The sequence below is a fragment of the Paenibacillus sp. HJGM_3 genome (genome assembly GCF_045062745.1).
Taxonomy (GTDB): Bacteria; Bacillota; Bacilli; order Paenibacillales; family NBRC-103111; genus Paenibacillus_AA.
Map to the genome: position 1 here is coordinate 70,764 of NZ_JBJGED010000002.1, position 19,195 is coordinate 89,958.

Genomic DNA, 19,195 nt, shown 5'->3' on the forward strand with positions numbered 1-19,195 from the left:
GAGGACACGTGGCGCAACCGGAACCGAATGCGGCGGCAGCCGCGAAGAAGAGTGGCCTGTTCGGCAAAGAAAAGGTTCAAAAACGGCTCTTCCTCGCGCTGGCTGTCGGCCCGAGCTTTCTCGGGTACTTGCTGTTCACCTTATATCCCAACATCCTTTCCGTCTATTACTCCATGCTGGAATGGAACGGAATCAGCGAAGCGAAATTCATCGGGTTGGATAATTTTGTTTATATGCTCAAGGATCATTTTGTTTGGAGGGCGCTGTCGCACAACTTAATTCTAATGCTTACGATTCCCTTCCTAACGATCTATATCTCCATTTTCCTCGCTTATTTGCTGAACAATAAAGGGTATTTCGAGGCCGGAATCTATAAGGTGCTTTTTTTTCTGCCCAACGTTCTTGCCGTAGTAGTCGTCGGCTTGCTTTGGAGGTTTATCTATGACGGGGAGTACGGTCTGCTTAATGCGTTCCTAAAGCTCGTCGGTATAGATAACGGAAACTTTTACTGGCTCGCCGATCAACGAACGGCTTTGGCGGCTCTGTTGCCCGTGGCGATTTGGGGCGGGGTCGGCTTCTACGTCGTCGTGTTTATGAACGCCATGAAGTCCATCCCATCCTCCTTATACGAGTCCGCTATCTTGGATGGGGCCAGCCATATGATTCGTTTGTTCAAGATTACGATGCCGCTGCTTAATCCGATCGTTAAGATAAGCGCCCTGTTTTTGATGCTCGGGGCCTTTAAAGGCTTCGAGATTATGCTGATCATGACGAACGGCGGGCCAGCGGGAGCGACGGACGTCATCGGGCTGTACATGTTTAACATGGCGTTCGGAAGCGATTCGCACAACTACGGGTATGCGTCGGCGATCGGGATGTTCTTATTCGTCATCATGGTCGTTGCCAAGCTGATCATCGATAAGTTCAGTCCGAAGGAACAGGTCGAATTTTGATCGTTTTGGGGGGCGGAAAGGGGGAAACGATGGAGAATCAAAAGCGTACGGTGCTGGACTACGTATGGCGGCTTATCTTATTTTTTTGGGCGCTGTCGATTGTCGTGCCGCTGCTGTGGATCGTTCTGGAGTCGTTAAAAACGAACAAAGAATTTTTCGCGAGTGTATGGTCGCTGCCGGATAAATTGATGTGGAAAAACTATGCGAATGCATGGAAATCCTATCATCTCGGTTCTACGGTATTGAATACCCTCTATTTTGTTGGTGTAAGCCTGCTTCTCGGTACATTTTTGACCACGCTCAATGCGTATGCATTAACGCGTCTTCAGTTTCGCGGCAGAAAATTGATTTGGTCGATCATCATGCTGTCGTTGTTTTTGCCGGGTATCAACGCATTGGTTCCTCAGTATGTACTAATGCGGGAGCTGCACCTGACGAACAGCCTCACGGGTCTTATTATATTGGACAGCTTGGGGGAGAGCGTCTTCTTCCTGATGCTTCTCGGCGGATTCATGCAATCGCTTCCGAAAGAGCTGGAAGAAAGCGCCTTTATCGACGGAGCCTCTCTCTTTCAAGTTTTCATTCGGGTCATCGTCCCGCTGTCAACGCCGGGAATCGTGACAGTCGCTATTTTTAAATTTTTAGGATTGTACAACGCCTTCTTAGGTCCGTTCATCTACTTAAGCGATCAATCCAAGTATACGATCGGCGTCGCGATGTATCATGCGAATCAGCTGATGCAGTATAAAGCGGATTGGGTTACTTTATTCGCGGGCGTTACGATCGCGATGCTGCCCACGATCATGCTTTATATCCTCTTCCAGCGGCAAATCTCGGAAGGAGCAACCTTTGGGGCTCTTAAAGGATAATCACCGAAAAGAAACGGAGTGAACCTATATGGCTTCACAGCTTCAGGACAAGGTTATCGTCATCACGGGTTCCATGGGGGCGGCCGGAGGCGCGGCCGTAAAGCTCTTTTTGGAGAGTGGAGCTTTCGTCGCCGCCTGCGATATTAAAGCCGAAAATGAATTCTCCGAGAAAGCTTTGCTGCTGGAGCGGTTCGGCTCCAACCGACTCCTCTACGTTCAAGCGGATATGAATGAAGAATCGCAGGTACAAAATCTGTTTACGAGGGTGAGCTTTCATTTCGGCAGGCTGGACGGCTCCTTTCATACGACCTACACGAACCTAACCGGAAGAATTGAAGATCAGTCTCTCCAAGATTGGGAAGCTTCCACTCGAGGCACGTTGACCAGCACATTTCTCGTCACCAAATACGCGGCGAAGCTGATGGCTGATACCGGGGGAGGTTCGATCGTAAACGTCTCCTCCGTTTTGGGCACGATTCCGAAAAAGGCGAACGCCGCCTATGGCGCAGGCAAAGCCGGTATCGAGCAGTTCACCCGAGTTGCGGCGGTTGAATACGCCAAGTACGGAATTCGGGCCAATACGATTGTACCCGGCGACTTTAAGTCTGAGGAAAGCCTGGCAAGGTTTACCGAACAACAGAAGGAAGAGATGAGACAAACCACGTTGGTCGGAAGAAGCGGGTTCGCCGTCGAGATAGCTGAAGTTGCGGCTTTTTTGCTATCCGACGCCTCCTCTTATGTGACCGGCTCCCTTTATCCCGTAACGGGAGGGATTTGGCTGTCCCCCGATCGAAACGTATGAATCCTTAAGCGGAAGTTGAAAAGGAGGAGCACGTCATGGCAGAAAAACATCCGATTCCAAAGGGGACGGGAAAGCGGGTAGCCGCTATCGTAACGGAATATCGCTTCAATTCGCATGCCGACGTCATTTTGGGACGATTGCTGGGGGATTTTGATTATTTGCCCCAAGTGGAGGTCGTTTCGATCTATACGGATCAAGTTCCGGACAACGATATGAGCCGGGCGGAGGCAGAGCGCTGCGGAATTCCGATTTACGCGACAATCGAGGAAGCGCTAAAAAAGCCGATTGAGGGCGGAGGCTTGGACGGTGTTATCCTGATCGGCGAGCACGGCGACTATCCCGAGGACGAAAGACGGCGCAAACAGTATCCCCGTCGTCGATTGCTGGAAGAAACGCTGAGCGTACTGGATGAGCTGAACGTTAGGATTCCGATTTTTTCCGATAAGCATCTTTCCTACAATATCGAAGATACCGTCTGGATGTATGGCCAGTTGAAAAGCCGAGGCATTCCCTTTATGGGAGGCTCCTCGATTCCGCATGCGCCGCATGTTCCCAAATTGCAGCCGAAGCAGTTTGAAGAAGCTAAAGAAATTTTGGTGGTCAGTTTTTCTACGGCGATTGAAGCATACGGGTACCACGCATTAGAGGTGCTCCAATCGGTCGCGGAAAAGCGTTCCGGGGGCGAAACGGGGGTTCAAGAGGTTTACGCTCTCGAAGGGGAGCAGGTGTGGAAAGCGATGGATCGCGGCGAATGGCCGGAGGAGCTGATGATGAACGCTCTGGCGCTGTTCGATCGGAACGGACAGCCGCATCCCTGCGAATCCGGAGACTCTCCGGTATTGTTCATAGTCGAATATAAAGACGGAACAAAAGGCTATGTCATTCAGCAGAACCGGCTGTCGGAGCAATGGGCGTTTGCAGTTCGAAACGAGCAGGGCGAAATCGCTTCCGCGATATGCGATAGTGAAAAAGGCCGTCCCTTCGGACATTTCGAAACGTTAACCCGGCTAGTCGAACAATTTATGATGACCGGCACACCATCATTTCCGATGGAGCGCGTTTATATGTCGAGCGGTCTGACGAATTACGCCATGGAGTCCTTATATTTGAAGAGAAGATTAGAAACTCCGGAGCTTTTGATCTCCTATTAATCCAGCAAGGGAAAGAGGTTAGCGGCTAATGAAGGATATTTGTTTTCACCACCATACAAGAGATGAGATCGCCGAATACGCGGCTGCCGGCTGCGCGGCCGTCATTCCTCTAGCAGCAACGGAGCAGCATGGCCCTCATCTCCCGGTTTATACCGACAGCCTGATTTGCGAATACGTCGTTACCGAAGCGGTTCGTCGTGTCTCCGAGCAAAACCCGCTGCTTATGACACCCGTGTTCTCGGTAGGATGCTCCGACCATCATTTGCAGTTCAACGGAACGATCTCCTTCCGTTCCACTACTTATTTAGGCATGCTGACGGATATAGCCGAAAGTCTTGTCCGGTGCGGTTTTCGAAAGCTTATTTTTGTCAACGGCCACGGCGGCAATGAACGGATCATGATTCAGGTTGCCTCCGACATCGCGGTGAAGCATCCGGTCTGGACGGCTTCGGCGTCTTATTGGACGGTATCGGGTCAAGCCCTTCAGGATGCGTACGCGCGTGATGTCGGGATGGTCCCCGGGCACGCCGGAGGCTTTGAAACCGCGCTTATCATGGCATTGCGATCCGATTTGCTTCGATCCGATAAGATTACGGACTCCCATACGCTTACTCCTTGGTTTAACAGCGGCATTCCCGGTTTTATCGGCAAGCACGGCATGCTGACCGGCTATGACGGCTATACCGATGCGGCCAACCTGGCTACGGAAGAGAAAGGTAGAGCGTATTTGAATGCGATCGTGACCTCATTATCGGATTGGCTGCATCAAGTCACCCAAACCATGAGCCAGGGAGAATGAAATTCCCTACATTTGGAGGCGAATGATGAAAAGAGAAATCGAGACTGGGCCACAAACCGATAAGCCGTTTTCCTCCGGGATCGAGACGGAATCGCTGATCTTCGTTTCCGGTCAGGGAGGGATCCAAAACGGGAAAGTCGTTGGGAGCGATCTGGAGTCCCAAACGATCCAAACGCTAGAAAACGTCCGTGCGGTACTGAAAGCAGCCGGGCTTGATTTCGACAACGTCGTCAAGGTAAATGTCTACTTGTCGGATCGCGGCTTATATAAGGATTTCAATGAAATTTACGAGCGCTATTTTTCTAAGCCATATCCGAGTCGAACGACCGTATATTGCGACCTGAACTATGATTTGCTGGTGGAGATCGATGCCATTGCCGTGAAAACGGGGAGGTGATCGGACGGTGGAGTGCGAAATTCTAATTCAAGACGGAACGGTTGTAGACGGAACAGGCCGAAAGCGGTAAAATGTGGCGATCGGATCGGAGCAGGATCGTTGCCGTCGGGGATACGGCCGGCATCACGGCTGCAAGAACGGTGAATGCAGAGGGTTTTTGTGTAGCAGGCACCGAGCTTCATCGATGTACACGTTCATTCCGAGAAGGTGCTTACCGGCGGAAGGGACCGCTGGGCAGGTATTCGCCAAGGCGTAACGACGCAGTTCCTCGCACCGGAAGGGTTTTCTTGGTGTCATTAGAACGGTCGACTGCGCGAAGAGATGAGACAATACCTTGAGGTCTTTTACGGGATGACCTCTGTGGATTGGGGCGGTGAATCCGTGTCCGATTTTCTTTCAGAGCTGTTCCTGAAAAGGTCGAGCCGTTTGGCTACCTCCAGACCACCAGGTAACGGTCCTGCACAAAACAACCCCCAATCAAATCATTTGATTGGGGGTTGTTTTGTGTCATTGAACAGCGAAATTGTGGGATGACAAGAACTTTATCCCATTCCCGAATTTGACAAGAACTTGACCCCATTTCCGACAATAGTAGGGAGGAGAGGTGTCGGAAGACAAGAACATGGTTACATTAAAGGTCGCGAATTCCGCGGCTTTTGTTTTTATGTCCCCAAGTTCTTGTCATTAACCGATGACAAGAACTTGGGGACATTCCCGACGACAAGATTGGAAATCGCCCAAAGAACTGAAATCTAGAGTGTCGGATGAACATATTTGGTTGTATCACGGGCTTGCCATTAAGCAAACGGGCAAGATAGATCCAATAAGCACAATGTAAAAATTAACAAAAACAGTATTGGAAATAATGGAATTGTCTGATATTATAGGATTGTATTTAAATATGTGTGACTGGCGTAACGTAGGTAACTACGGGGGAGCACATATTTCATAAGCCGTACGCCTGGGCAAAGTATTTGATCTCAGATCAGATGCTTTTTTTTTATTTTATTTATTGAAAGGTCAGGTGGGCTTGCATGATATCCAAAGAAACTATCCAAAAAAACCTAAAGAACTGTCTCGATGACACCTCATTTCTGAATGTACCCGGGTTCAGACGAGATAAAGTTCGCGACACATATGATCTGGGTGATTCGCTACTCCTTATCACCACAGACCGCCAAAGCGCATTTGACAGGATTCTTGCCAATATTCCGTTTAAAGGCCAAGTATTAAACCAGCTTAGCGCTTTTTGGTTTGAAAACACCTCGGACATAGTAAGGAACCACGTTATAGAAATCCCGGACCCGAATGTGACTATAGGAAAAAAATGCACGGTAATTCCGGTAGAATTCGTAATGCGAGGCTATCTTACGGGCTCGACTGATACCTCGGCTTGGGTCCAATATTCACAAGGCATCCGAGACATCTGTGGCAACATCCTACCCGATGGAATGAAGAAAAATCAGAGGTTTGAGAAACCGATCCTGACCCCGGCAAAGAAATCAGCAGCACATGACGAGTCGATGTCAGCTGCTCAACTCGTTGACGAAGGCCTAATCGACCAAGAGACCTGGGGGTATTTGCAAAAAATCGCGTTCTCGCTCTTTGCCAGGGGCACAGAGATCGCAGCTAGGAACGGATTAATCCTTGTAGATACCAAATATGAATTCGGTATTGATGACAAAGGAGAGATTCTTCTCATCGACGAGATACATACTCCCGATTCTTCCCGCTATTGGATTAAAGAGACATTTGAATCGAGGTTAGCCGAGGGCAAGGAACCCGAGAATATCGACAAAGAATTCCTGCGACTTTGGTTCAGGGAGCATTGCGACCCCTATAAAGAAAAAATCCTGCCGTCCGCACCTGATGACCTTATCATTGAACTGTCGCATCGTTATATCCGCCTCTTCGAAATGATCACCGGCAAGGAATTTGCCGTCGACGGCACGCATTCTGAAAAGGAACGGCTTCAAAAGAACTTAAATGCTTATCTATTCTAAGCGACATTAACCAGACAGGTGTAATTCGAATGCGCTCATGGTTGCCGCAAGGCCAGCTATCGAATCAAGACTCTGATTGAACTAAAGGACATTATCCTGAATGTAACCTGAGAGAGCATTCGCCAGCGTGTTCCGTACTCGACTGGATTAAGCTAAAAGGCACGATAGTTTAACGTTAAATAAGACGAAGCTGCCGGCAGGAACGGGCAGCTTCATTGCTAACGGGAGGTTAGTGTGGTAAATATGATATAATTTACAACATTACTGTGGAGAACGAGTGACCACGAGGAAAAGATTTGGGAATGAAGAAGTACGAATTAAAGGATGGGGAACGGAGCATGACTTCAATCGTCACGGATAAGCAGGTGCTGGAAGTTTTACCATATTTGCGGGCTGTTTGCCCCGAGGATTGGGCGGAAGCACAGCCAGAAGTGAGGAGATTCCCAGCCAAGTCGCGTCTCTTCCAGAGGGAGGAAGCCACGTCCTTCGGTATGTTTTTGCTAAGCGGCATCGCCCGTATCAGCCAGATCGGGGAGGATGGGAGCGAGTGGGTCGTCAATAAACTTACCCCCGGCGAAATTTGCGCTCTCCTTGTGATAAGTGGACTGAGCGGGCGTGACTACCCCGCCGCCATTGAGGCCGAGACAGAGGTCGAGGCGTTGTTTGTTACCAAACTAAGCTTCCTCCGCTGGGTGCAGGAATACGAGCCGATCCGTAGAACAGTGTTCGGCAGCCTTCTCGATGGCATTATGCGTATGGGCGAACAGCTCCAAACGAGGCAGACTAAACCGCTTGACATGCGGCTGGTAGAAGCACTGCTGAGTTCCACGTCGGAGTGTCATCCGCTGCTACAAATGACGCATAATGAGCTTGCCGCCGAGATCGGCACCGCCCGTGAAGTCGTGAGCCGCGCGCTGCGGCGATATCATCGGCAGGGGTGGGTGGAGACAGGACGAGGTTGGGTACGGATCACACGCCGCAATGAATTGGAAGCGCTAATTGGTGACTAGGTCACAGAAGCGGTGCCACTCTTCCTGATATAGTGGAGAAGTAAATCAATTTCCCTTGTACAGGAGGAATCACCGATGATTCGCCAGCTTCAGCAGGGTATGATTGCCCCAGCGTTCCGTACCGTCGATCTCTATGGCAATCCCATATCGCTTGAAAGTTTTCGCGGCCACAAAGTACTGCTCGCTTTTTTACGTTTCTCTGCCTGTGCCGTTTGTAATTTGCGTGTGCATCATTTTATTGGTCGCTATCCGGGTTGGCAGCGCCAAGGCATGGACATCGTCGCTGTCTTCGAATCGCCGGAGGCGAATATGCGGAGATATGTAGGCGCCCAAAACGCTTCGTTCCCGCTCGTCGCCGACCCGAAAGCGCAATTATACGAGTTATACGGTGTCGAGACATCCGAAGAGAAAGTACACGCGACAATGGCCGATGCGAACACGAAGTCGTTTGTCGCCGATGCGGTCGCTGCCGGCTTTGCTCTTACTCCGGAGGAAGGTTCGAACTTCAACCGGATACCTGCCGAATTTTTGATTGACGAACGAGGTATCGTACGGTTGGCGCATTACAGCCGCATCATTACCGATCATCTCCCGCTTTCAGCGATCGACAGCTTCGCTGCTGGTGAATAACTATGCATAGCAAAGGCATGAGACTTGCCCACGCGGTTCTCATGCCTTTTTTACGGAAAAACCTTAGTCGATCGGTTCGTTCAGCTAACGGGTACAGACAGCGCGGTGAACCGCTCATATAGAAAAGCCAAATCATTGCGGAGGACGTTAGTGAAATGAGTGCTTTTTTATTGGACAAACGGGCAGAATTGTTGAATTGTATAACTTCAGAATATAACATCATAATTAACAAAACTCTTATTAAAAGTGGGGGAAAGTATTATTGAGAATTATAAGTTGTTTTCAAATTGGTTAAATCAGATTTTAGAGCAAGACATCCCCAAAGGAATCAAAGCATTCAATTTTAACTTATATGAAGGTTCAGAAGATACATACGATGTACAATTAATTGGGTCAGATGAATTCGATGAGGATGACTCAGATTGGGCTTGTAACGACTATTTTACTTCGGAAGAAGATATTTGCTATATAAAAAGAACAGAAGATATTCAACATTGGGAACAAGGTTTAAACTACATTACGATGTTAGTGGAACGTTATCTTAAAGAAGGAGAGTATGCAAACATCCTCAAAAGTACATCTGCAATAGGAATTGGATTTGTAGATGGGGATATTGATATTCTATTCCGTGCTTAAATACGCTTTTTGTTGATGATTGCGATGTCGTCGCTAAACTAACGAGAAACGATAGCTCAACAAATCTAATCCGCCGGCCTGTATAGTGATGATCGCAGACCAGTGCTTATCAAGGAAGGAGACGTACTTTTGGGCATAGGATATAGGCTGGGATTCGTTGCTTTGGTGGCTTGGTTATTTTATGTACTTTATGCGATACAACACGTAGACGCATGGAATAGTGACGCCCGAGCCGCACTCGGTATTTTTATTGCTTTCGCAGGATTGATTATATTCCCAATCTATTTTGTCCTGCTTTATTCTGCTGGAAAAACAGTACGAAGGACGAAACGTCGCTAAGCTAACGGGCACGATAGCATTCCTGTAGAGCGTTAAATTTGCGCTTTGCAAAAAAACGAGCGCCTCGGTACGATGGGAGTACGCAACGGGTCATAGCCCTTAAAATCCCATCATCCAGGAGGACGCTCTACTATGAAGTTTAAATCGCAAGCCCGACAAAATCAACTCATTGAAAAGATTACGGCTCAGCATCTCGTTGTTGGGATCGATATCGCCCAGCAAACGCATGTCGCACGTGCCGTAAACTTTCGCGGTATTGTGATCGGCAGCCCTTTATCCTTTTCCAACGACGAAGATGGCTTCCACAATCTTCTTCAATGGATCCAGCGGCTGCAAACCACGCATCACTTAACTACCGCGATTGTGGGAATGGAACCAACCGGACACTACTGGCTCAATGTATCGAGTTGGCTTGCAAAACGCCAGTTTGAGGTCGTTCTCGTAAATCCGCATCTCGTGAAAAAGAACAAAGAAAACCGCGACAATACGCCCTCAAAGAGCGATAAAAAGGATGCGCTGGTCATTGCCGACATGGTGAAGAACGGGTATTACTCCATCGCACGCACCACGCCTGAATCCTTTACAGAGCTGCGTGTCTTACTCTCCAACCGGGACTTTGTGGTGAAACGAGTCGTAAGTGCCAAAAACCAAATTCATCGCTGGGTTGACGTAGTTTTTCCTGAGCTGCGGCAGGTCTTTAAGAACCTGATGGGCGTCGGTTCGTTAGCTACGCTTCGTCTGTTCCCAACGCCAGTAGAACTGAGCGAGTTGCAACCGCAAGACCTGATTCAGGGATGGAAGTCCCTTATGAAGAGGCACTGCGGCGAGCGGAAGGCTCGCACCTTAATCGCACTGGCTGGACGCTCTGTCGGTTCCAGACAAGCTGCGCAGGCCTACAAGCTTCACTTGAAGCAACTGCTCGCCGAGTATGACCTGGCTTGTACACAGCTGCAGGACGTAGAGCGTGAGATTGTTTCCGTATTAGAATGCATTCCTTTCGCAAAGTCCATGCTTGCTGTCAAAGGGATTAGCGCCATTTCACTGGCCGGTATTCTGGGTGAGGCTGGTGATTTAAGCGGCTTTGTTCACGGAAATGCCCTGCTGCGTCATGCGGGTCTTAATCTTGCTGAGGCCAGTTCAGGGAAATGGACCGGACAGATGAAGATTAGCAAGCGTGGACGCTCTCGCCTTCGTCGCTTCATCTTCATGATGACCATGAGTTTAGTAATGAATAATCCAGAGTTTCAAACCATTCACGCACATAATGTGCACGTAAAGAAGATGAAGAAGATGAGATCGGTCATGAAACTGTGCGGTAAACTCGCTCGAATCTTGGTCGGTATGGCACGCACGGGTCAGGCGTACATCCCCCATAAAACATTGCCTCTTCAGCAAGCTGCTTAAACCAAGTCATACCGTTTCGTTGCACGTAGATTGGCTTATTCGCGGGATTTCAAAAGAAAGCACGGAGTACCGGATATATTCAACCAAAGGGCATCGACCCGTAACGATAGCAAGACCGGCCTCCACCCCTTGGACAGGCGTAACGAAGGAATGAGAGGGCAAAGACCCGTTGAGACATGGGAGTGAAAACCTCCGAGGGCGGTGTGGAGAATGCGTGCAGTATCTGGAAATTAATGGGGCAAGAACCTCCCCCTCTATTTCCGCACGCCTTCATGTTGCCAAAGTCTTTAGCGGGGTCGCTCTTCCTAACTTTCAGCCCTCATAACAAGGGCGAAATCCTGCGAATAAGCGAGCATTCGTGAGAAAGTTAAATTGTACCGAGGGAGCTGAATATATACACGAAGGCAGCCGGTCAGATCGATCGGCCAGTTGTATTAACATCGCACGAGTATGCGGCGATGTTTTTTATGTCGCAGGAATGGGATACTTGTCATTTATGACATCAAGTTCTTGTCAACCGACAAGAGTAAGGACACCTTATGTAGGAGGACAAGAACATATATTCATATTTGCCCGCGCAAAGCGCGATTTTTTGTTTTATGAATATAACTTCTTGTCCTTTGTGCAGGACACCAAGTTGCATGTTTAGCCGAATAGCGACAACAAGATGATGCGTTTTCCACTGTGCCTGGTTTAATACAGTGCTGTGCTGCCCCCTACTACGAAGATAGGCACCAAACCAAAGTACGGAATGTACCGTCTGTGCTTTGATTTGAGCAAATAGATACCGGAATGGGAAGGAGGCGGGGAGGAAGTTGGGTGCAAGGGGTGGCCGAGGATGGATAAAACAACGCACCAGTACTCCCGGCAGCGCAAGGAAGAATTGGTATCACGGAAAGAAAGAATAATGTGTTGGACTATTCACCATCCTCGATAACTTAGGAAAAGGATCAATTCTGACCTGAACCTTTTTTCCTCCGATCTTTACGAAACCTTCGTATTTTTTGAATTGACAACTTATGTTAAACAAAGTTAAATTGAAGTATCGGGAAAAATGACACCGGTGTCAAATTAAGTGGCAGGTGAGAAAAATGGAAAGAAAATATACGATCCGCGATATTGCGGAACTGTCGGGCTTCTCGTTCAAAACCGTTTCGCGCGTCATTAACAATGAGCCTAACGTCAAACCGGAAACCCGCGATAAAATATTAAAGGTAATTTCCAATACAAATTTTAAACCGAATCTATTTGCAAAAAATTTAAGCACGAAGACGATGAAAAATGTTTTAATCTCCATCCGCAAAACATACGGGCAAAATACGACGCAATGGTTTGATATCCTGATGTCGTATATGAACCAGGCAGCCCGTAGCAGGCACTACAGCTTGATTCAGGAAATCATTTACGATGATGGTGATTTGATTAATTCCATGATGGAGCAATCCAGCGGCTATATCGATGCGGTCATCTTGTTCTATCTTCAGGAAAATGACAAGCGGATCGAATTGGCGCAGAACAACAGGATTCCGCTTATTTCGTTTGAAAGAAACAAGCAGGTTCCCGTTTCGATCAGCAATAACAACAAGAAAGGCATATTGGAAGCGACACAGTTTTTGTTCGGTAGGGGACTGACCCGGATTTGTCTGCTTCTAGGCGCAAGGATTGGAGTGAATCTGGAGAGGGAGGAGGCGATCAGGGACGTTTATCTGCGAAGCGGCATATCGCTCGATCAGTTGGAGATTGTGCATGACATGAATAACCTGGAAAGAATCAAGCAGTTTGTGGACGGCAAAATAGCAGGCGGTGATGTTCCACAAGTTTTCTTCGTTTCCGGGGATGAGAAGGCGATTGCCGTCTACCATTCCGTTTATGCTAACGGCCTGTCGATTCCGAATGATGTCTCGATCATAGGTTTCGATAACATCCCGATTTCAAGATATTATTATCCGCCCTTGACTACGATGGCGCAAGACTTTGAGACGCTGGCAAACAAAATGTTCGAAGTGATCGACAAGTTGCTGCTTCAAGCAGAGGATGTTTGCTCCATTGAAGTCGAACCGCAGTTGGTCATACGGAAAAGCGTCAAATAATCGGCGGCCGTTGGCAGTTCTTCGGCAATCCGATTCTTTTTGAGAGTGGTTACGAAAAATGACAAACATGAGGTGTTACTGATGTCCAATAACTATACTATTGTCGTCGGTGAGCGAAAAAAATTCAATGAGGACGGTTCCTTCCGTTCGTTTCCGGGCAATACGATCGTATGTAATTTAGCCGACCAGCCCAAGGTGCTCGATGAAATTGTTTGGATACAACAAGAGCACTCCTCCAAGCTCCCATTCGCTCATAAATTTACATGGAATCCGCTTGAATCGTTTCATATGACGGTCTTTGAATTGCTGTGTCACTATAATCGGTTGACTCCGTACTGGTCGTCCCTTTTAGATTTGGAAACGCCGCTTGAAGAAGTCGATCGTTTTTTTGCAAAAGCGCTTGAATCACTTGAGTTCCCTGAACGTTTTACGATGAAGGTGGAGCGGATCTATAAAACTACGATTATTGTAAGTCCCTACGATCAGGCAACGCATCAGCGCCTTAATCATTTCAGAGACCTAGTATCCCGTGTGACGGGGGTCCGTTTTCCAAACCATGATAGATACGGCTATCACATTTCCTTCGGATACCAGCAGATACAACTGACCCCGGAGGAGGAGGTACAACTCAAGCAGTTTCATCACAATCTATCCGGGCTGCTTGTTGAAAGACTGAATGTGATTGAAATGGGAAAAACGGATTACACTATTTTTGAAGATATGACAAAATTTGTTGCTTATACGGAACATGCGCGCGCTTTGCTTCAGCGCGAGAAGCAATCAGGGTAAGATAACAGCGGCTAATCTTGGAATTATCATTATTGACACCGGTGTCATTTTTTATGATGCAATAAATTATTATTTTGGAGGGGGGTTGCCTATTCTAATATTATTTCACCGCCAGCCTTACTCAACGGATCTTTGCTAGCAAATTACTGTTATTCATTTCCATATTCTGGTCTTGATTTATTTATACAAAACCCATGCAATGAAAATCATCCTGTAAGGAGTGTTTCTATGATGCCTGTCTGGAGAAAATCGGCAAGTATATGGACGAAACGCATAATGATTCCCGGCCTGTTATTGCTTCCCCTTACATGGTCTTCAACGCTGTCTGCCACCGGTCAGGAACGTGATATGAGCCGAATCGGGAAGGAACGCTTTCAACCCGCAGCGGGAGTCATTCATGAGAAAAAGACGATGCGATTTGAGACTTTGTTCGGTTATTCCGTAAGTCAACAAAGTAAGCCATTCGAGGGAAGCCATGTAACCAATGTCCTTAATACCGCAGCAATCGATACCGGAAATCCTCATGTGAGGCTGGAAATCGTATCACCGGCGGGGCGTGCCACCGGAAGAGACACGCTTCTCAATATCGCCAAGCAGAATGACAAAGCGGGGCATCGGGTCGTTGCCGGCTTTAATCTTGATTTTTTTTACCCGGCCGGGATGTCGATGGGTTTCCAGATCACGAGCGGAGAAGTCATGACGACACCGGATAATTCGACAATAACCCATATGGCCATTATGCCGGACGGTACCGTCAAGATGGGAGGCCCTGTCGCGATCCGCTCGGTATTGACCGCTGAGGATGGCTCGACAATTGTATTGAACGGTGTTAACCGGGTACGGGAGGAGAAACATACCGATCATGCATTTATCGTCTCGGACCGATATGGTGCCTCAACCTTATCGAAAGGTGCGGGTGTGGAAGTCGTCATATCCCCGACCGCGTCGGATGGGAAAGTGAGGCCGGGCGAGGATATTATGGGTGTCGTCGAAGCGGTGTATGAGAATCAGAACAACAAGATCCCTGCAGGGAAATTCGTGCTTACCGCTAGCGGAACGAAGGCAAAATGGGTGAAGGATCATATGCGAGCGGGTAAGAAGGTATCGTTCCGGACGGATTTTGATCAGGGAGTGAATGAGGCAGTCTATGCAATGGGGAGCGCTAATAATCAGGACGGGAAAGTACTGCTGCAGGGCGGGGAGGTTCCGGAGCAAATCTTGGACATGTCTGATCTGAAAAATGTGGATCATCAGCCGAGAACGATTGTAGCGATCAAAGAGAAGAACTTGCATGTGTTTGTATTTGACGGAAGACAAAGGGGATACTCGGATGGCGTATCGCTGATTGAAGCTGCGCGCTACCTACAGTCGCTTGGCATGGAAGAAGCTATCAATGTGGATGGGGTAGGATCGTCTACTTACGCCGTCCGTAACCCGGGTGATACGCAGCTTACCGTGACGAACAGGCCTTCTGACGGGGCGGATCGTCCGATCGGCAACGCGCTGCTGGTGATTTCGGACGAAAGCTAATGAATTGAAGGGCCAGTACCCATCGCCAATAAGAGGAGTGGATGAACGACATGTTTCCGTTAAGAAAACGATACATTATTGCTATGTCATGCTTACTTTCTGTTGCCGTGTTTTTGGGAAGTGGATTCTTACTGCCTCTAATCCCCCGCATTGCCGCCGACGGGGCATCCAACGACGTTGTTCCCGTTGCCCCGGGAGTAACTTATGAGAGCAAAGCGATCACAGTGTCTTCGGGGTTCCGCTTTATGGAAGAACCCGATCCAGAGAAGAAACCGCAGACGCCAAGCGAGATCTACGCGGGAAGCGAAGTGACCGCGGCGACTTACATGATGAAGATCAACCCCCAGCACCCGGATGTCAGACTTGAGGTGGTTTCCCCAGATTCTAGCATCGGCACCAAAGAAAAAGTGACGGCATTGGCCCAGCGTCATGATCGTGAGAATCATCGGGTCGTTGCCGGCTTCAATTTCGATTTATTCGATATTGCAACCGGGGTTCCATTAGGATTGCAGATTACCGAAGGCGAGATCGTAACTTCGCCGGGCAGAACCGCGACGACCTTCTTCGCCGTTATGCAGGACCGGAAGTTGAAAATAGGCGGAGATCTCTCCATTAAGTCGGAGTTTCAGGCTGCGGACGGGAAAACGCTGGAGCTGGACGGGGTTAATAAAATCAGGAAAGCGGCTCTCGGCAACAGTGCATTCTTTCTTACCGATCGATTCAGCGCCACAACCAGATCCGAAGGTGTCGACTCCACAGGCACTCCTCTTGGAGTAGACGTACGGATATCACCTGTTAATCCTGACGAAAAGCTGCAGCCGGGTAAGAAGCTGGTCGGAAAAGTCGAAGCGGTGTACGCGTCGAACAATACGGTGCTGCCCAAAGGAAAGTTCGTTCTCACCGCGAGCGGTAATAAAGCGGAATGGATCAAAGAACACGTCAGCATAGGCGACAGTGTATCGATCTCCATCGATTTGGGGGAAGGGTTGAATCAGGCCACTTATGCGGTGGCCGGTGCCGATCATCCTGCAGCCCGGGCTTTGCTTAATAAAGGAAATGTACCGGCTAATATATTGGATATGGCCAATTTCCGAAATGTGGATATCCACCCCAGAACCGTACTCGCATCCAAAGACGGGCAGTTATATGTCTTCGTTTTCGATGGGCGGCAAAAAGGGTATTCGGATGGGATATCTTTCCTCTCGGCGGCGCGTTATCTGCAATCCCTCGGAATGGAGGAGGCCATCAATGCGGACGGGGGCGGATCATCGACATTCGCTGTCCGCAAACCGGGTGACAGCGCATTGACCGTCTTGAATCGTCCCTCCGACGGATCGGAACGTCCCGTCAGCAATGCGCTGCTTGTTATTTCTACTGCCCAATAAGAAGAGGGGCTGAATCTTAAAAACCGAGGTGATATCATAATGCTCAAAAAATGTATACCGTTATTTTTAGTACTGATCTTGTCGCTTTCCCTGTTGTCGGCCTGCACCAACAAAGACGGCGGCAATCAAGCGGCAGAGGATGCGGGTGCAACTGTTAAGGAACAAAAGCAGGAGCCGGTGGATTTGTACTTTTACTCGACTTCAGGCCTCTTGAACGAGGAAGATTTCATGAAAATGTTCGGCAACAAAATCAAGGAGAAGTTTCCTCACGTGACGCCCAAGTTCATTGTGTATGGCAAGGATACGACGATGGACAAATTGATCGCCACCAATCAAACCATCGACATCTTGTTCGATTCGCTCGGCTCGACGTTGCTGAAGTTCGAGCTGGAATACGATATTAGCGAACTGATCAAGAAGAACAACTACGATCTGGACCGCTTGGAGCCGTCATCGGTAGAGCTTCAACGGCAAATTGCGAAGGGCGGAATTTATGGATTGCCTGTGTTTACGCAGGCGCCTACGGTTTTCTACAACAAAGATCTTTTTGATAAATTCGGCATTCCGTATCCGAAAGACGGTATGACGTGGGACGAAATGTTTGAGCTCTCGAAGAAGATGTCCCGCACGGACGAGGGCCGGCAATATTGGGGCACAATTCTATCCTTCCAGCATGTGGCGCTCCTGAATCAGTATTCCGTCCCGTTTGTCGATCCGAAAACGAACAAGTCGATGCTTACAACCGACAAGTTCAAGACAGTATTTGAAACGTTCACCCGTTTTTATTCCATTCCGGGCAATCAGCCGGACAGCCAAACCGTGGTTTATGCCAAACAGCTGGAAATGTTCGAAAAAGATAAAACCGTCGCCATGTATCTGGGGATGAACTTGCTCGGAGCCGCGCGCTTTAAAAACAACTTCAACTGGGATGTGTTCGCCTATCCGGAGTACAAGGAGATGCCAGGGGTTGGTCCACAGACTTACCCGACGTATTTCTACGTAACGAAAACAAGTAAAGCCAAGGACCAGGCGTTCCAGGTGATCTCATACTTGACCTCGGACGAAGTGCAGAAGCATATATCGCATAATGGCATGTTCCCGACGCTGAAAAGCCGGGATGCGCTGAACGAGTACGGTAAGGATATCGACTATTTGAAAAACCGCAACATTCAGGGCTTTCTCCCCAAAAAGTTCGCTCCGGCCGCCGAAACGAACAAATACAAAGAGACTGCTTACAAGCATTTGAATGTTGCCTTTACAGACGTATTGTTGGGCAAAAAGGATGTGAACACTGCACTCCGGGAAGCGGAGGAGATGACAAATAGGGACATCGAGGCCGATGGAAAAATCAGCAAATAAAGAACAACTGCTGCTATATTTCATCGCAGAGCAAGAATCATTGATCTGAACTGCACCCCGTCAAGTAGACAGTAAAAAAAAGATCTGTTAAGCGGCTTTGGTCCTGAATTCTACTGGACTGAAGCCGCTTAATTTTGCCTGTCAAATGCTGCAACCGGATGTAATGAACCCGTTCGTTGACCAGCTCATAACCGACTGAAAATCATGGTAAGAAAACTGGACTTAATAACTGATTATAGGAAATTTGACCTCTTTGGGTATGCGTTTTAAATTGAACTTTTGGTTATTGAAGAACAAAAGGGGGATTGAGGCATAAATGGCGCCGAAGAAGTAAAATGTAAACCTCAGCGTCTGATAAAATTTGAAAAGGAATTGAGTCTACATGCCGCACTAAGTTATAAAATATCTCACCATGGCAACTGCATCCAGCGTTCTAGGATGCGAAGATTCGGTTTGAGTTGTTGTCTATACATATTGAAATTGTCTTATGATGACTTTAGAAGTCATCTTTTTTCGCTCCGAGCTAATCTTTGCTTGGACAAAGGGAAGAGATCCAATACAACTTCTTGTCTTTTATGGATATATGTTCTTGTCCTCCGACACACGACCATGCTGCAACAACGCAAGGACTTATATCGATTTATAGACATATGTATAAAATACGAATTTTGTGAATATGTTATCCACTTTTCATGCTTTGCCAACTAAATTATCCAATGTCCAGTAATAACAGTTAAATACGAACTTCCATAACATTACCCCGAACTAATCCCAAGTTTGTATTCATATGTTACAAATTCTCCAATTTAGTTCGAAGTCAATGTCATCGCAACGCTTTCGTTTCGAACATCTTGTGAAAACCGGTTTGCAAGTTCAATCCATGCTCTGAAACCATATGGAGTTGTCTTAAAAACCTTCCAATTGATATTTTGTTTTGCATTTTCCAAATGTTCCTTTACATACTGAGGTGTAATTCGATACCCAGGCACAGTAATTTGGCATAACTGCCTCTATTTGCGTCCCTAATCTGCGAATCAGTTCCTGTCCGA

16 protein-coding genes and 1 riboswitch are annotated in these 19,195 nt (G+C 48.0%); all 16 genes read left to right on the forward strand.

Translation table 11 applies throughout. The features are described from left to right. Positions 1-8: 8 nt before the first annotated feature. The 16 genes from ACI5FR_RS02685 (at position 9) to ACI5FR_RS02760 (ending at position 18,146) form a co-directional block, all read left to right on the forward strand. Positions 9-953 carry a carbohydrate ABC transporter permease gene (locus tag ACI5FR_RS02685; protein ID WP_405449953.1) on the forward strand — a complete coding sequence of 315 codons (945 nt, stop codon included), beginning with the start codon at positions 9-11 and terminating at the stop codon, positions 951-953. A 29-nt stretch (positions 954-982) separates the two neighbouring features. Beyond that, positions 983-1,822, forward strand: a complete 840-nt coding sequence (locus ACI5FR_RS02690; protein ID WP_405449955.1) for a carbohydrate ABC transporter permease — start codon at positions 983-985, stop codon at positions 1,820-1,822. Between the two features lie 28 nt (positions 1,823-1,850). Then, entirely contained in the window at positions 1,851-2,624 is a 774-nt protein-coding gene (locus ACI5FR_RS02695; protein ID WP_405449958.1) for an SDR family NAD(P)-dependent oxidoreductase, read from the forward strand. Between the two features lie 35 nt (positions 2,625-2,659). Beyond that, positions 2,660-3,775 (forward strand): hypothetical protein, encoded by a 1,116-nt coding sequence (locus ACI5FR_RS02700; protein WP_405449961.1) that lies wholly within the window; start codon positions 2,660-2,662, stop codon positions 3,773-3,775. Between the two features lie 28 nt (positions 3,776-3,803). After that, entirely contained in the window at positions 3,804-4,574 is a 771-nt protein-coding gene (locus tag ACI5FR_RS02705; protein WP_405449963.1) for a creatininase family protein, read from the forward strand. Between the two features lie 25 nt (positions 4,575-4,599). Then, complete coding sequence (locus ACI5FR_RS02710; protein ID WP_405449965.1) at positions 4,600-4,971, forward strand: RidA family protein; 372 nt, start codon at positions 4,600-4,602, stop codon at positions 4,969-4,971. Positions 4,972-5,866: 895 nt separating this feature from the next. After that, positions 5,867-5,945: riboswitch (ZMP/ZTP riboswitch) on the forward strand. Positions 5,946-6,005: 60 nt separating this feature from the next. After that, entirely contained in the window at positions 6,006-6,974 is a 969-nt protein-coding gene (locus ACI5FR_RS02715) for a phosphoribosylaminoimidazolesuccinocarboxamide synthase (protein WP_405449968.1), read from the forward strand. Between the two features lie 302 nt (positions 6,975-7,276). Then, on the forward strand, positions 7,277-7,984 hold the full coding sequence (locus ACI5FR_RS02720) for a Crp/Fnr family transcriptional regulator (protein WP_405449970.1): 708 nt from the start codon (positions 7,277-7,279) through the stop codon (positions 7,982-7,984). A 75-nt stretch (positions 7,985-8,059) separates the two neighbouring features. After that, positions 8,060-8,614, forward strand: a complete 555-nt coding sequence (locus tag ACI5FR_RS02725; RefSeq protein WP_405449973.1) for a peroxiredoxin family protein — start codon at positions 8,060-8,062, stop codon at positions 8,612-8,614. Positions 8,615-8,890: 276 nt separating this feature from the next. Then, positions 8,891-9,250 (forward strand): hypothetical protein, encoded by a 360-nt coding sequence (locus ACI5FR_RS02730; RefSeq protein ID WP_405449975.1) that lies wholly within the window; start codon positions 8,891-8,893, stop codon positions 9,248-9,250. A 471-nt stretch (positions 9,251-9,721) separates the two neighbouring features. Further along, positions 9,722-10,993 carry an IS110 family RNA-guided transposase gene (locus ACI5FR_RS02735; RefSeq protein WP_405449978.1) on the forward strand — a complete coding sequence of 424 codons (1,272 nt, stop codon included), beginning with the start codon at positions 9,722-9,724 and terminating at the stop codon, positions 10,991-10,993. A gap of 1,091 nt (positions 10,994-12,084) precedes the next feature. Beyond that, positions 12,085-13,083 carry a LacI family DNA-binding transcriptional regulator gene (locus ACI5FR_RS02740; protein WP_405449981.1) on the forward strand — a complete coding sequence of 333 codons (999 nt, stop codon included), beginning with the start codon at positions 12,085-12,087 and terminating at the stop codon, positions 13,081-13,083. Positions 13,084-13,164: 81 nt separating this feature from the next. After that, positions 13,165-13,872 (forward strand): DUF1868 domain-containing protein, encoded by a 708-nt coding sequence (locus ACI5FR_RS02745; protein ID WP_405449984.1) that lies wholly within the window; start codon positions 13,165-13,167, stop codon positions 13,870-13,872. 228 nt (positions 13,873-14,100) lie between these two features. After that, the gene (locus tag ACI5FR_RS02750; protein ID WP_405449986.1) at positions 14,101-15,402 is read left to right on the forward strand and encodes a phosphodiester glycosidase family protein; all 1,302 of its coding nucleotides are present in this window, start codon (positions 14,101-14,103) and stop codon (positions 15,400-15,402) included. 41 nt (positions 15,403-15,443) lie between these two features. Beyond that, the gene (locus ACI5FR_RS02755) at positions 15,444-16,787 is read left to right on the forward strand and encodes a phosphodiester glycosidase family protein (protein ID WP_405449989.1); all 1,344 of its coding nucleotides are present in this window, start codon (positions 15,444-15,446) and stop codon (positions 16,785-16,787) included. Between the two features lie 39 nt (positions 16,788-16,826). Next, a complete protein-coding gene (locus tag ACI5FR_RS02760; RefSeq protein ID WP_405449992.1) occupies positions 16,827-18,146 on the forward strand; it encodes an ABC transporter substrate-binding protein in 1,320 nt (439 codons plus the stop codon). Positions 18,147-19,195 lie beyond the last annotated feature (1,049 nt).

Bases quoted from the DNA above. Each gene is read 5' to 3' on its own strand.
- ACI5FR_RS02690 (WP_405449955.1), top strand. From the start codon at position 983: ATGGAGAATCAAAAGCGTACGGTGCTGGACTACGTATGGCGGCTTATC.
- ACI5FR_RS02695 (WP_405449958.1), top strand. From the start codon at position 1,851: ATGGCTTCACAGCTTCAGGACAAGGTTATCGTCATCACGGGTTCCATG.
- ACI5FR_RS02700 (WP_405449961.1), top strand. From the start codon at position 2,660: ATGGCAGAAAAACATCCGATTCCAAAGGGGACGGGAAAGCGGGTAGCC.
- ACI5FR_RS02705 (WP_405449963.1), top strand. From the start codon at position 3,804: ATGAAGGATATTTGTTTTCACCACCATACAAGAGATGAGATCGCCGAA.
- ACI5FR_RS02710 (WP_405449965.1), top strand. From the start codon at position 4,600: ATGAAAAGAGAAATCGAGACTGGGCCACAAACCGATAAGCCGTTTTCC.
- ACI5FR_RS02715 (WP_405449968.1), top strand. From the start codon at position 6,006: ATGATATCCAAAGAAACTATCCAAAAAAACCTAAAGAACTGTCTCGAT.
- ACI5FR_RS02720 (WP_405449970.1), top strand. From the start codon at position 7,277: ATGAAGAAGTACGAATTAAAGGATGGGGAACGGAGCATGACTTCAATC.
- ACI5FR_RS02725 (WP_405449973.1), top strand. From the start codon at position 8,060: ATGATTCGCCAGCTTCAGCAGGGTATGATTGCCCCAGCGTTCCGTACC.
- ACI5FR_RS02735 (WP_405449978.1), top strand. From the start codon at position 9,722: ATGAAGTTTAAATCGCAAGCCCGACAAAATCAACTCATTGAAAAGATT.
- ACI5FR_RS02740 (WP_405449981.1), top strand. From the start codon at position 12,085: ATGGAAAGAAAATATACGATCCGCGATATTGCGGAACTGTCGGGCTTC.
- ACI5FR_RS02745 (WP_405449984.1), top strand. From the start codon at position 13,165: ATGTCCAATAACTATACTATTGTCGTCGGTGAGCGAAAAAAATTCAAT.
- ACI5FR_RS02750 (WP_405449986.1), top strand. From the start codon at position 14,101: ATGATGCCTGTCTGGAGAAAATCGGCAAGTATATGGACGAAACGCATA.
- ACI5FR_RS02755 (WP_405449989.1), top strand. From the start codon at position 15,444: ATGAACGACATGTTTCCGTTAAGAAAACGATACATTATTGCTATGTCA.
- ACI5FR_RS02760 (WP_405449992.1), top strand. From the start codon at position 16,827: ATGCTCAAAAAATGTATACCGTTATTTTTAGTACTGATCTTGTCGCTT.